13 protein-coding genes are annotated in these 13204 nt (G+C 70.0%); 2 read left to right on the top strand and 11 right to left on the bottom strand.

Annotation, left to right across the window (positions count from 1 at the left end):
• Positions 1-33 precede the first annotated feature (33 nt).
• A complete protein-coding gene (locus IOD14_RS19505) occupies positions 34-342 on the bottom strand; it encodes a metalloregulator ArsR/SmtB family transcription factor (protein ID WP_123993207.1) in 309 nt (102 codons plus the stop codon).
• Positions 343-446: 104 nt separating this feature from the next.
• Here IOD14_RS19505 and IOD14_RS19500 point away from each other — a divergent pair, with 104 nt between their 5' ends.
• Positions 447-869: an arsenate reductase ArsC gene (locus tag IOD14_RS19500; protein ID WP_123993208.1), complete on the top strand. Its 423-nt coding sequence runs from the start codon at positions 447-449 to the stop codon at positions 867-869.
• A gap of 166 nt (positions 870-1035) precedes the next feature.
• Here IOD14_RS19500 and IOD14_RS19495 read toward each other — a convergent pair whose 3' ends face one another.
• Complete coding sequence (locus IOD14_RS19495; RefSeq protein WP_123993209.1) at positions 1036-1731, bottom strand: SDR family NAD(P)-dependent oxidoreductase; 696 nt, start codon at positions 1729-1731, stop codon at positions 1036-1038.
• Positions 1732-1833: 102 nt separating this feature from the next.
• On the opposite strand from IOD14_RS19495, the gene IOD14_RS19490 reads away from it, so the two are divergent.
• Positions 1834-2712 (top strand): helix-turn-helix transcriptional regulator, encoded by an 879-nt coding sequence (locus IOD14_RS19490; protein WP_123993210.1) that lies wholly within the window; start codon positions 1834-1836, stop codon positions 2710-2712.
• Positions 2713-3043: 331 nt separating this feature from the next.
• On the opposite strand, the gene aspA is transcribed toward IOD14_RS19490, so the two are convergent.
• From aspA to IOD14_RS19445, 9 genes are all read right to left on the bottom strand, one after another.
• Positions 3044-4459, bottom strand: coding sequence for an aspartate ammonia-lyase (gene aspA, locus IOD14_RS19485; protein ID WP_212670913.1), 1416 nt, complete (start codon positions 4457-4459; stop codon positions 3044-3046).
• A 146-nt stretch (positions 4460-4605) separates the two neighbouring features.
• Positions 4606-5889: an FAD-binding oxidoreductase gene (locus IOD14_RS19480; protein WP_212670912.1), complete on the bottom strand. Its 1284-nt coding sequence runs from the start codon at positions 5887-5889 to the stop codon at positions 4606-4608.
• A 50-nt stretch (positions 5890-5939) separates the two neighbouring features.
• Positions 5940-6605, bottom strand: a complete 666-nt coding sequence (locus IOD14_RS19475; RefSeq protein WP_123993213.1) for a haloacid dehalogenase type II — start codon at positions 6603-6605, stop codon at positions 5940-5942.
• 45 nt (positions 6606-6650) lie between these two features.
• Positions 6651-7589 (bottom strand): aldo/keto reductase, encoded by a 939-nt coding sequence (locus tag IOD14_RS19470; protein WP_212670911.1) that lies wholly within the window; start codon positions 7587-7589, stop codon positions 6651-6653.
• Complete coding sequence (locus IOD14_RS19465; protein ID WP_212670910.1) at positions 7586-9046, bottom strand: aldehyde dehydrogenase family protein; 1461 nt, start codon at positions 9044-9046, stop codon at positions 7586-7588. Before IOD14_RS19465 ends, IOD14_RS19470 begins: the two co-directional genes overlap by 4 nt.
• Positions 9043-9996 carry a M14 family metallopeptidase gene (locus tag IOD14_RS19460; RefSeq protein ID WP_123993215.1) on the bottom strand — a complete coding sequence of 318 codons (954 nt, stop codon included), beginning with the start codon at positions 9994-9996 and terminating at the stop codon, positions 9043-9045. Before IOD14_RS19460 ends, IOD14_RS19465 begins: the two co-directional genes overlap by 4 nt.
• A 31-nt stretch (positions 9997-10027) precedes the next feature.
• Positions 10028-11419, bottom strand: a complete 1392-nt coding sequence (locus IOD14_RS19455) for an aminotransferase class III-fold pyridoxal phosphate-dependent enzyme (protein ID WP_212670909.1) — start codon at positions 11417-11419, stop codon at positions 10028-10030.
• Positions 11416-12285: an ABC transporter permease gene (locus IOD14_RS19450; protein ID WP_123993217.1), complete on the bottom strand. Its 870-nt coding sequence runs from the start codon at positions 12283-12285 to the stop codon at positions 11416-11418. The genes IOD14_RS19455 and IOD14_RS19450 overlap by 4 nt, the downstream gene beginning before the upstream one ends.
• On the bottom strand, positions 12282-13202 hold the full coding sequence (locus IOD14_RS19445; protein ID WP_212670908.1) for an ABC transporter permease: 921 nt from the start codon (positions 13200-13202) through the stop codon (positions 12282-12284). Before IOD14_RS19445 ends, IOD14_RS19450 begins: the two co-directional genes overlap by 4 nt.
• Positions 13203-13204 lie beyond the last annotated feature (2 nt).

The following is a 13204-nucleotide window of genomic DNA, read 5'->3' as shown; positions in this document are numbered from 1 at the left end:
CGGACTCCGCGGGCGGGGCGGCTTCGGCGGCGGTCACGGGCAGGCCCTCTTGTTCTTTGTGGCAGCGCGAGCGGACTCGGCCAGGTCGGCGAACTGACCCGCGAGCCGGGCGATGACGTCCGGGCACAGCTTGTAGTACGTGTACCGGCCGCACGGCTCCGTCTCCACGACCCCGGCCTCGCGCAGCACCTTCAGGTGGTTGGAGAGGTTGGTCTGCCGGGCACCGGTCTCCTCCACGAGATGGGTGGTGCACAGCGTCTCCTGGGCGAGCAGGGTCACGATCCGGAGCCTGAGCGGGTCGGCCAGAACCCGGATCAGATCAGTGTCGACTGACGTCAGCATGCGCTGATACTGTCACATCAGCGGTGACTGACACCACCGGATGCTGATACGTCGTGCCCGTACGCCCATACGCCGGTACAGATGCGAGACAAGAGAGACCTCTGATGTCCGACAAGCCCTCCGTGCTCTTCGTCTGCGTGCACAACGCCGGCCGTTCCCAGATGGCAGCCGCCTGGCTGACCCACCTCGCCGGGGACCGCGTCGAGGTCCGCTCCGCCGGCTCCGACCCGGGCAAGCAGGTCAACCCGGCCGCCGTCGCCGCGATGGCCGAAGTCGGTATCGACATCTCCGCCGAAGTCCCGAAGATCCTCACCGTCGACGCGGTGAAGGAGTCCGACGTCTGCATCACCATGGGCTGCGGCGACACCTGCCCCGTCTTCCCCGGCAAGCGCTACCTCGACTGGAAGCTCGACGACCCGGCCGGACAGGGCGTGGAAGCCGTCCGGCCGATCCGCGACGAGATCAAGACCCTGGTCGAGAACCTGATCGCCGAGATCACTCCGGCGAAGCCGGAAGCGACGGCCTGAGCGCGACAAGCAACGTCGTCATCATCGGCTCAGGCCTCGCCTAAAGCACGACCACCCTCTGCACCGCTCGCGTCCGACCGGAGCCGGCCGCGTAACGGATATCGGCATGAGTCGGTGACTCCGGAGGCCTCGTCCGTGCCGGGCACGCCCTGCATTCAGTGGTGGATCACCACGCCATCTCACCGTGACGGTCGCGGAAGGTTCCGGTCGGCCCGTCCGGACCGATGGTGGCAAGTTCGACGATCGCGTCGGTGCCCTCGGTCACGGTCTGCGGGCCGCTGTGTCCGTTGAAGTCGGTCGCGGTGTAGCCCGGGTCGGCGGCGTTCACTTTCACATCCGGCCAGGACTTCGCGTACTGCGTGGTCAGCATGGTCACCGCGGCCTTCGACGCCGTGTAGAGCGGCGCGAGGTTCTTCGACTCGATGCGCTCGGCGTCGTGGGTGGCCGCGAACGACCCCATGCCGCTCGACACATTGACGATGACCGGGTGCGCGGACTTGCGCAGCAGCGGCAGGAACGCGTGCGTGACGCGGACGATCCCCACGACATTGACTTCGAACACCTCGCCGGCATCGGCGGCTGTGATCCGGTCGGCGGGGCTGTGCGTCCCGAAAACGCCTGCGTTGTTGATCAGGACGTCGATGCCGCCCTCGTGAGCGGCGATGTGGGTGGCGGCAGCGGCGACCGAAGCGTCGTCGGTCACGTCGATCTGGACGAAACGGGCGCCGAGTGCGTCGGCGGCCGCCTGGCCGCGCTCCGGATCACGAGCGCCGATGAGGACGGTGTGCCCGGCCTCGATCAAGCGGCGGGCGGTCTCGTACCCGAGGGACTTGTTGGCACCTGTGATGAATGTGGTCGTCATGCGTCCACTCTCGGCCCGTGGCGGGAGGCCAGCCAGTGCCCTCCATGACGGTAGGACCGCCAGTACCAGGCACAGCGGCTCCCTTGCGGACACAATGGCCGAGTGGACGAGACCCTGGGCACGGCACTGCACCGCTGGCGCGACCGCCTCTCCCCCGCCGATGTCGGACTGGCCTCACGGCCCGGCCGACGTGCGGTGGGGCTGCGCCGCGAGGAGCTGGCCGAACTCGCCGGGCTGTCGGTCGACTACGTGGTCCGCCTTGAGCAAGGACGCGCCACAAGCCCTTCGGCACAGGTCGTCGCGAGCCTGGCCAGGGCACTCCAACTGCAGCCCATGGAGCGCGATCACGCCTACCGGCTGGCCGGCCTTCTGCCTCCCCAGGAGGGAACGGTCTCCACGCATGTTCCGGCCGGGGTCCAGCGGATGCTGGCCCGCCTCGGTGAGTTCCCGGTGGGCGTGTTCAGCGCCGACTGGACCTTGCTGTCCTGGACCCCCGCATGGTCAGTCCTGATAGGCGACCCCAGCGCACGGACACACGACGAGCGCAACCTTGCACGGGCGGTCTTCGCCACAGGCCCGAGCCGGCTCGCGGCCTGGCCAGTGCTCCAGGCCGACGACGCCCTCAAGCCCGCCCTCGTCGCCGACCTGCGCACAGCGCTCGTCGACTACCCCCGCGACCGCGGTCTGAACAACCTCGTGGACGAACTGCGGTCCACCAGCGCCCAGTTCGCCCGCCTGTGGGACGAGGGCAAGGTCGGCCCGCACGTCTCGGCCCGCAAGACCGTCGTACACCCCCAGGTGGGCGAGGTGACATGCGACTGCGACGTGCTCACCGTCCCGGGCTGCGACCTCCGCCTCGTCGTCTACACGGTGGCCGCGGGTTCCACCGACGCGGAAAAGCTGGAGTTCCTACGGGTCACCAACGGCGTCCGCGCCGACGGCCCCACGCCTCCGGAGCCCGGACTGTTCTCCACGCCGTGACGATCGGGCCGACCGGATTCGTCCAGCAAGCAGACGCCGAGCGCGGCAGCGCGGTTACCGGCTGCTCGCCGGCGTTGATCAGGTCGGGTTGGACGGTGCCGGGCCCGAGTGTGGGCCCCATGCTGATGCGCGTGCTCATCGGCGCTCCTCCTGTGCCGGCGGGCTCCCCTCGGTGTCGACGCCGCCGACGAACATGCCTTCGTCGAGCGACCGGCGTTCTCCCACCGCGACTAGGTGGTTGATGAAGATGCCGGGGGGTGCCGGCCGCTCGGGTAGCAGGAGGCTGGCGCCCCCGCGACGGAAGCGGTAGGCGACCGTCTGGCCGACCCCGTCAGGCCGGCAGCTGGGCGCCGCCTGCCAGGATCTCGGGCCGCAGCAGTTCGGCAAGGGTCTCGGCGGGCAACAGGCCCTTCTCCTGGACGAGTTCGGCCACGCCCCGGCCGGTGGCGAGGGCTTCCTTGGCGATGTCGGTGGCGGCCGTGTACCCGATGTACGGGTTCAACGCGGTGACCAGGCCGATGGAGTTCTCGACCGCCGCGCGGAGTTCGTCCTCATTGGCGGTGATGCCGTCGACGCAGCGCTCGGCCAGGGTGAGGCAGCCCGCGCGGAGATGGGTGAGGGACTCCGACAGGGAGTGCAGGATGATCGGTTCGAAGGCGTTGAGCTGGAGCTGTCCGGCCTCGGCGGCCATGGTGATGGTGACGTCGTTGCCGATCACCTCGAAGGCGATCTGGTTGACGACCTCGGGGATCACCGGGTTGACCTTGCCGGGCATGATCGACGAGCCGGCCTGCACGGGCGGCAGGTTGATCTCGCCCAGGCCCGCGCGCGGCCCCGACGACAGCAGCCGCAGGTCGTTGCAGCTCTTCGACAGCTTCACGGCGATCCGCTTGAGCACGCCCGACATCTGGACGAAGGCGCCGCAGTCCTGGGTGGCCTCGACGAGGTTGGCGGCGGTGATCAGCGGCAGTCCGGTGATCTCGGCGAGGTGACGGCGCGCCGAGTCGGCGTACCCGGCTGGAGCGTTGAGACCGGTACCGATCGCGGTGGCACCGAGGTTGATCTCGTGGATCAGCTCGACGGCCTCGGCGAGGCGGCTGCGGTCCTCGTCCAGCATCACCGCGAACGTCGAGAACTCCTGGCCCAATGTCATCGGCACGGCGTCCTGGAGCTGAGTGCGGCCCATTTTCAGCACACCGCGGAACTCCACTGCCTTGGCCGCGAAGGAGTCCTGGAGGACCGCCATCGCCTTGAGCAGTTCCCGCACCGCGAAGATCGTCGCTGTCTTGATGGCGGTGGGGTAGACGTCGTTCGTGGACTGGCCGAGGTTGACGTCCTCGTTGGGGTGGAGGTGCGCGTACTGGCCCTTCTCGTGGCCCAGCAGCTCCAACGCGCGGTTCGCGACGACCTCGTTGGCGTTCATGTTGGTCGAGGTGCCGGCCCCGCCCTGGATCACGTCGACCACGAACTGGTCGTGCAGCTTGCCGTCCCGGATCTCCCGGCACGCCTCGATGATCACGGCGGCCTTCTCGGGGGCGAGCAGACCGAGTTCCTCGTTGGCGCGGGCGGCGGCCTCCTTCACGGCGGCCAGCGCGTCGATCAGGTGCGGGTAGGCGGAGATCGGCGTACCCGTGATCGGGAAGTTCTCCATGGCACGCAGGGTGTGAATGCCCCAGTACGCCTCGGCGGGGACGTCACGGTCACCGAGAAGGTCGTGCTCGCTGCGGGTGGCTACGGCGGCGGTCATGGGAGTGCGGGCCTTGTCTCGAGGGGTTCGGGCGGGGAGCAGGGGTGAGGTGAGGTGGGGCCGCGGAGCCGTAGCGCTCCGACGCCGCGGGGGCCCTCCACGACCGCTTCGCGGAAAGTCCCCCCGGCGTCACCGGCGGCGTCGGATCAGAGCAGCTTGTCCTTCGCCTTGTAGTAGGCGCCGCCGAACGGCAGGAACCAGGCGGTGCCGTTGTAGAAGGGGACGGGCACCTTCGGAAACCCGAAGCCGCGCATCGGGTTGGCCTCGGGCTTGCCGTCCATCATCTCGGCGACCGCGCGGCCCATGTACGTGGCCATCTGGACGCCGTGTCCGCAGTAACCCATGGAGTAGTAGAGGCCGTTGACCTCGCCCGCGTGCGGAATGCGGTCCCAGGAGAAACCGACCATGCCGCCCCACACGTAGTCGATGCGCACACCCGCCAGCTGCGGGAAGATCTCGGTCATCTCCCGCTTGAGGATGTCGCCGCTCTTGATGTCGGAGGCCGGGTTGGAGGGGGCGAAGCGGGCCCGGCCGCCGAAGGCGAGGCGGTTGTCCGGAGTGAGGCGGACGTAGTGGCCGACGTTCTTGTGGGCGACCAGCAGGCGCCCGTTGGGGATGAGCTCCTTGGCGCGGGCCTCCCCCAGCGGCTCGGTGACGATGATGAAGCTGCCGACGTTGATCAGCCGCTTCCGGAACCACGGCATCGCCTTGTCGGTGTAGGCGTCCGTCGCCGCCATGACCTGCTTGGCACGAATGGTGCCGTGCAGGGTCTCCACCACGAAGCCGCCGCCGGGGAGGCGGGTGAGGCCGGTGGCGGCGTTGCGCTCGTGGATCTCGGCGCCGGCACGCTCGGCGGCGTCCGCCAGGCCGCCGACGAACTTGCCCACGTGCAGGCCCGCGCTGAGCGGGTCGAGCAGGGCGCCGTGGTAGTAGTCCGTGCCGATCTCGGCACGGAGCTCGCTCTTGCTCAGGACGACCGTCTCGTGGCCGAAGTTGTCGGCCAGGTCGCGCTGCTTGGCCCGCAGGCCGTCGAAGTGCCCGGGCTTGCAGACCAGGCCGAGTCGCCCCGAGCGGTTGAAGTCGCAGTCGATCTGCTCCTGGACCGTGAGGTTCTCGACGACGTCGACCGCTTCGCGGAAGGCGTCGTAGAGCTCACGGGCCCGCTCCTGCCCGTAGCGCTTGCGGGCCTCGGCGGGGCTGATGGTGATGCCCTGGGTGCACATGCTGCCGTTGCGCCCGGAGGCACCCGAGCCGACCTTGTCCTTCTCGACGAGGACGACCCGGGCGCCCTTGCGGGCGGCGTGGTAGGCGGTGGACAGCCCGGTGAGGCCGCCGCCGATCACCACCACGTCCGCCTCGTCGGGCAGGTCCTTCTGGGAACGGTCGGGCAGGGCGGGAGCGGTGTCCAGCCAGTAGGGGATCTGCTTCATGGCGTGCGTCCTCTGTCTTTCTCGGTCCTGTGTCGCCGGTGCGCCGAAGGTCAGCAGCCGAGCAGCTTCGGCAGGCCCGACAGGTCGGGCAGCTCGTCGTAGGGCTGGTAGTCGGCGCTGCCGGGGCGGCCGTAACGGTTGATCCACACACGGCGCTTCAGGCCGAGGTCGCGGGTCGGGATGTGGTCGTACTCCCAGCCCTGGGCGGTGTGGATGACCTGGGACGGCTCGACGCCCATGGTCTTGAAGGCGTACTCGAAGGTCTGGCGGTCCGGCTTGTAGGCGCCGGCCTGCTGGGCGGTGATGACGTGGTCGAACTCGACGCCGATGTTCTCCACGTTCCGCGCGATCAGGTTGTCGTCGGTGTTGGAGATGATGGCGATCTCGTACCGGGTCTTCAGGGCGCGCAGCGCGTCCGGGACCTCCGGGAAGGGACCGAAGGTGGGGACGGCCTCGACCAGGGCGTCGCCGTCGGACTCCCGGTACTCCAGGCCGTGCAGGCGCATGGCGTTGCGCAGGCTGGAGTGCAGGATCTCGTGGTACGGGCGGTAGGCCTCCAGGACGGCCTGGAAGCGCATGACGCGGAAGTCGTCGAGGAACTCGTCGACGTCCAGGTTGTCCAGGTCCAGCCGGTCCTCGAGGACCTTCAGGGTCGTCGGGCCGAGCTCGAAGTTGATCAGGGTCGCATAGGCGTCGAAGGTGACGATCTCTCGCATGGTGTGCAGCCTCGGTCTCGCGGGTTTTTGGATTGGGTGGGGACTTCAGACGACGCGTTCGCCGGGGGCGACGAGCGCGTCCAGGGCGGCCAGGTCGGCCGCACCCGGGATCCAGTCGGCCGCCGCCGCGTTGGCGGTGACCTGGTCGGGTGTCATGGCGCCGCAGATGACGGAGCCGACGGCGGGCAGGGCCGCCAGTGCGCCGACCGCGACCTGGAGGAGGGTCAGGCCGCGGGCGACGGCGTACTCGGTGAGTGCCTCGGCACGGTCGAGGGCCGCGTCGGTGAGCCAGCCCTGTCGCCAGGACAGCCGGCTTCCGGGTGGAGGGCGCTCACCGCGCCGGTACTTGCCGCTGAGCAGGCCGTTGGCCAGCGGGTAGTACGGCAGCAGGCCGACGCCGTGGCGCAGGCACGCCGGGACGAGTTCCCGCTCCACCTCGCGGTCCAGCAGGTGGTAGCGGGCCTGGGTGGAGACGAAGGCGTCGGTGAGGTGCCCGGCCGGGAGGTTGGAGCAGCCGATGTACCTGACCTTGCCCTCGTCGACCAGCTCCCGCAGCGCCGCGACCGTCTCCTCCAGGGGCGTGACGCCGTCCGGCTCGTGGTACTGGTACAGGTCGATCCGGTCGGTGCCGAGCCGGGTCAGCGATGCCTCGACGGCGTACCTGATGTAGCCACGGGCTCCGCGCGGGCCGTACAGGTCGGCGTCCTGGCTCATCTCCATGCCGAACTTGGTGGCCAGCACCACCTCGTCGCGCCTGCCCTTGAGGGCGGCACCGAGCAGCCGTTCGCCGTCGCCGCGCGCGCCGCCCCGCTCTCCGCCCCCGCCGTACATGTCGGCGGTGTCGAACAGGGTGATCCCCGCGTCGAGGGCGGCGTGGACGACGGCCTTGGTGCCGTCCTCGTCGAGGCGGGCACCGAAGTTGTTGCCGCCCACGCCGACCACGGAGACGGTCGGGCCGCGCTCACCGAGCGTGCGGTATCTCATGACCGGTTTCCGAATCCGATGCAGACGTTCTTGGTCTGCAGGTAGCTGGCGAGGCCTTCGAGGCCCTTCTCCCGGCCCCAGCCGCTGTGCTTGTAGCCGCCGAACGGCAGCTCGACGCCGGTGCCGACGCCGGTGGCGTTGACGTAGACCTGGCCGGCCCGGATGCCCTCGGCCATGCGCATCGCCTTGTCGATGTCACGGGTCCACACATAGGAGGCCAGGCCGTACGGACTGTCGTTGGCGATCTCCAGTGCCTCGGCCGTGTCGTCGAACTCGATGACCGTGATCACCGGGCCGAAGATCTCCTCCCGGGCGCAACGAGCCTGGTTGTCGAGCCCGGTGAGGACCGTCGGCTGGACGTAGTAGCCGTCGGCCAGGCCGGGGTCCGAGGGAGCGCCTCCCCCGGACCGTGCCACCGCGCCCTCCTGCCGCGCCAGGTCCAGATAGCCGAGGACCCGGTCCCGCTGCCGTGCGGCGACGAGCGGGCCGACGTCCGGGTCGCTCAGACCGGGGCCGATGCTGAGGGAGGCGGCGTGGGCGACGAGTTTGTCGAGGAACTCCTCGGCGCCGCGCTGGAGCAGCAGCCGGGTGCCGGCCGAGCAGGTCTGCCCGGCGTTGCCGAACGCCGAGGCGGCCACTGCGCCGAGCGCCAGGTCGAAGTCGGCGTCGGCGAAGACGACGACCGGGGACTTGCCGCCCAGTTCCGTGACGGACGGGACCACGTTGGCGGCGGCGGCCTGGGCGACCTTGATGCCGGTGGCCACGGACCCGGTGAAGGTGACCTGGTCGATGTCAGGGTGTCCGGCGAGGGCGGCCCCGGTCTCGCCGTCGCCGGGGACGACGTTCAGGACGCCCGGGGGCAGCCCGCACTCCAGGGCGATCCGGCCGATCTCCAGGGGAGTGAGCGGGGCCTCGGGTGACGGCTTGAGCACCACCGTGCAGCCGGCGGCCAGCGCCGGGGCCGAGCCCCGCGCGGTGTTCTGGAGGGGGTAGTTGAAGGGGATGATGTGGCCGGAGACGCCGATCGGCTCCCGGACGGTGTAGTCGAGCAGGCCGGGGCCGAGCGGGACCGTCGAGCCGCCGAGCTTGTCGGCGACGCCCGCGTAGAACTCGAAGTAGCGGGCCGCCGCCTCGACATCGGCCTTGGCCTGCCGCAGGGGCTTGCCGACGTCCTGGCTCTCCAGCCGCGCCAGTCGTTCTCCCTGGTAGCGGATGGCCTCGGCGATCCGGTACAGGATGCGGCCGCGGTCGGCGGCCCGCATACCGGCCCATTCGGGGGCGGTGAAGGCCGCCCGCGCGGCGGCCACCGCCTGGTCCACGTCCGCCGTTCCGGCCAGGGCCACCTGGGCGATGGCCGTGCCGTTCGACGGGTCGAGGACGGTGAAGGTGCGGCCGTCGGCGGCGGGGACCTGCTTGCCGTCGATCAGCAGCTCGGTCAGCTGCAGTTCGCCGCTCATGGCCGCATCTCCCCCAGCACCTCGCCGAAGATGACGACCTCGTCGCCGGGGCGGACCGTGCGGATCCGGCGGACCCAGAGCACGATGCCGTCCTGCGGGGCGGTGACCTCTTCCAGCGTGTTGCCGTAGTGGTCGGTGATGGTGGCGATCAGGTCGCCCTCCTTGCAGGTCTCCCCCGGTTCGGCGCGGGCGACGAAGAAGCCGCCGGCGGCGGAGCGGGCGAAGGTGCCGGAGACGGTGGTGTAGGTGTCCCGCAGCTCGGCCTCGCCGTCGATCAGGCCGAGGCTGCGCAGGATGTTGCGGATCGAGTGCATGTGCCGCTCGACGTTGGCCTCGCGGTAGGTGGCGCCGCCGCACTCGATGGTGATGGCGGGCTTGCCGGCCTCGAGGACGGGGTGGCGGACCGTGCCGCCCCACTTGCCGCCCTTCCAGACCAGTTCGTGCCCGGCGGCGAGTGCCAGGTCCGTCGCCAGGTCCTCGTAGCCGCCCTGGAGGATGACCAGCGGGGCGATCTCGCCGTAGGCGCCGCCGGTGTGCAGGTCGACCACGGCGTCGACGGCCGGGACGACCTGCTCGACGAAGGTGGCGGCCAGGCGCTGCGAGTACGAGCCCTCCGCGTCACCGGGGAAGATGCGGTTGAGGTTGAGGTGGTCGATGCCGCTCGCGCGGGCGGCGGCCTCGAAGGCCGGGGTGTTCAGGCAGGGGATGCCGACGATCGTGCCGCGCAGGGTGGCCGGGTCGACGTCGGCGAGGACACGCCGGATGGCCTCCTGGCCGTCGTACTCGTCGCCGTGCACCCCCGCGTCCACACACAGGACGGGGCCGTCCTGGGCACCGTTGACGACGATGAGCGGAATGCCGAGCTCCACGCCGTAGCTGCTGGTGCCGACCGGGATGAGGCCCTGGGCGCGCTCGCCGGGGGCGACGGTCAGCGGACCGATGGAGTACATGTCGTTCCTTTCCAATGCTTGCGTGCGTGGATCACAGGCGTGCGGAGGCCTCGGCGAGGGTGCCGGCGATGATCGCGGCGATACGGTCGAGGACGGAGCGGTCGCTGATCAGCGGGGGCGCGATCTGGACCAGGGGTGCGGAGCGGTCGTAGACGCGGGCCAGCAGGCCGGCTTCGCGCAGTCGACGCGGGATCAGACCGGCGACGAGTTCCTTGCGGGCGGTGTCGCTGAAGCCGCCGTCGTCGAGGTCGCCGACGAGTTCGCAGGCGTAGAAGAACCCGGTGCCGCGGACGTCACCGACGATCGGCAGGTCCTTCAGGGCCGTCATGCGCTTCGCCAGGTCGCCCTGGAGGGCGCGGACGTTCTCCAGGATCCGGTCCCGCCCCATGATCTCCAGGTTGCGCAGGGCGATGGCCGCGCTCAGCGGGTGCCCGGCGAAGGTGTAACCGTGGTTGAGGACGGCGCCGGGCCGGTTGATGACCTCGGCCACCTTGGTGCCGACCAGGGTCGCGCCGAGAGGGGCGTATCCGGCGGTGATGCCCTTGGCGACGGTGACCAGGTCAGGGCGGGCGCCGTAGCGGTCCCCGCCGAACCACTCCCCGACCCGGCCGAAGGCCGTGATGACCTCGTCGGCGACGAGCAGGAAGCCGTACCGGTCGGCGAGCATCCGCAGGCCCTGCCAGTAGCCCTCCGGCGGGGTGATGCAGCCGCCCCGGTTCTGCACCGGCTCGGCGATGAGCAGGGCGACGGTCTCCGGGCCCTCGGCCAGGACGACGGCCTCCAACTCGGCGAGCAGCCATGCCGTGTACGCCTCGTCGTCCGCGAACTGCCGCGCGAGTCCGGAGCGGTTGGTGTTCGACACGAAGCGGGTGTCGATCGCCGGCGGGCCGTACGGCTCCGACAGACCCGGGTCGTCGGTGAACGACAGCGCCCCGATGGTCAGGCCGTGGTAGGCCCCGCGCCGGGCGATGGCCTTGGTACGGCCCGGTTCGCCGCGCAGGGCGTGGTAGCGGCGGGCGATCTTCCAGGCCGCCTCGACGGCTTCGGCGCCGCCGCCGGAGAAGAAGGTGTGCTCGATGTCGACGGGGGCGATCCGGGCCAGCCGCTCGGCGAGTTCGATGGCCGCGGGGTGCGCGGAGCCGGTCCACAGAGGGCTGTAGCAGAGCTCGCGCAGTTGCCGTTCGGCGGCTTCGGCGAACTCGGGGCCGTAGGAGTAGCCGAGTTGGCAGCAGTACAGCCCTGACAGGCCGTCGATGTAGCGTCTGCCGTCCGTGTCGTGAACGTACGGGCCCTCGCCCCGCTGGACGACGAGGAGGTCCTCGCCCTCGGGGCCGAGCGAACCGTTGGGGGTCATGTGGAGCAGCAGGTGTCGGGTCGCCGTGGCGGACAGTTCGGCGGCCGGGCTGCGGGTGCCGGTGATCATGACGCGCCTTCGCTTCCCGCGGCGAGTCCGACGCCGGGTTCGGTCGGCAGCAGGCCGTCCTGCCGGCCGGCGCCACTGATCCGGCGGACCACTCCGACGAGGGTGAGGGCCACGACGGCGACCCCGATGAGGATCGCGCTGACGGCGGTCACGGACGGGTCGACGTCGTACTGGAGGACGTTGAACACCTGGACCGGCAGGGTCACGGTGTCCACGGAGGACAGGAACTGCGCGATGAAGAACTCGTCGAAGCTGGTGATGAAGGAGAAGATCGCCGCGGCGATCAGTCCGGGCATGGCCAGCGGGAAGGTGACGCGCCGGGCCACGGTGAGGCGGCCCGCGCCCATGCTGGCGGCCGCGTCCTCCAGCCGTTCGTCGATGCCCTGCAGGGTGGCCATGAGGATCATCACCGCGATCGGCGAGGCCAGCACGGTGTGGCCGAGGGCGATGGCGAACGGACTGCCGAGCATCGAGGCCGGTTCGAACAGCAGGAACAGGCCGAGGGCGATGACGACCTGGGGGATCACCAGGGGCGCCAGGACCAGGCCGTAGACCGCTGTCCGCAGCGGCAGTCGGCTGCGGACCAGGGCCGTGGCCGCCGTCATCCCCAGGACGAGGGAGAAGACGGTGGTCAGGCAGGCCACCAGGATGCTGAGCGAGAGCGCGGCCGGCCACTTGCTGCCGTCGGCGACCAGCGCCTTGTACCAGTTGAGCGTCCAGGAGGTGGGCGGGAAGGAGCCGAAGGCGTCCTTGCCGAAGGAGGTGATGACGATGACGACGATCGGCAGCACCAGGAACAGCAGGATCAGTGTGGACAGGACGGTCAGGGTGACGCGTCCGGCCAGGGTGGAGCGGAGTTCGATCATGACGTCGTACCTCGGTTCCGGTACGCCTCGCCCGCGGACTTCAGCAACTTGAGCAGCAGCAGTCCGGCGAAGGTGAGCAGGAGCAGGATGATCCCGAGGGCCGAGGCGCCGTTCCACTGGTCCTGCTTCATGACCTGGGTGTCGATGAGCGAGGCGACCATGGTCTGCTTCGGGCCGCCCATGAGGGCGGGGGTGATGTAGTACCCGAGGCAGAGGATGAAGCACAGGACGCCGGCGTTGACCAGTCCGGGAGCGACCAGCGGGACGTAGACCCGGCGGAAGATGGTCACCCGGCCGGCGCCCATGCTGGCGGCGGCGGCCGTCAGTCGGCGGTCGATGCCCTTCATGACCGCGTACAGCAGGAGCACGGTGTACGGCAGCATCACCGAGGTGGTGCCGATGACGACTCCCAGCTCGTTGTAGAGCAACTGGAAGGGGGCGCCCGGGACATGAAGACCCGTCAGGAGATTGTTCACGACGCCGTGTTCACCGAGCAGGATGATCCAGCCGTAGGTGCGCACGAGCGCGCTGATGAAGTGCGGGACGACCACGACCACCATCACCAGGCCCGCCCACAGGGGCTTGAGCCGGGAGATCGCGGCGGCCAGGACGAACCCGATGACCAGGCTGAGCAGCGAGGTCTCGGCGGAGATCCGCAGCGTGGTGAGGAGGATCTCCAGGTTGGCGCCCTGGAAGGCGTCGGCGTACCAGTGGAGGGTGAAGCCTCCGCTCTCGCCCTTGAGGCTCAGCATCAGGATGCTGAAGATCGGATAGACGAAGAGGACCAGCAGGTAGACGACGATGGGTGCGGCGTTGAGCAGTCCGAAACGGGTGCGACGGTCGGACAGCGCGTGGCCAGATGCCTTCTTGCGGGTCACCGGGGCGGTGGAGCCCGGTGCCGGAGCGAGTACGGCCATCT

Origin of the sequence: Streptomyces sp. A2-16, from assembly GCF_018128905.1 — a bacterium.
Taxonomy (GTDB): Bacteria; Actinomycetota; Actinomycetes; order Streptomycetales; family Streptomycetaceae; genus Streptomyces.
This window is presented reverse-complemented; position numbering and strand designations above follow the sequence as displayed.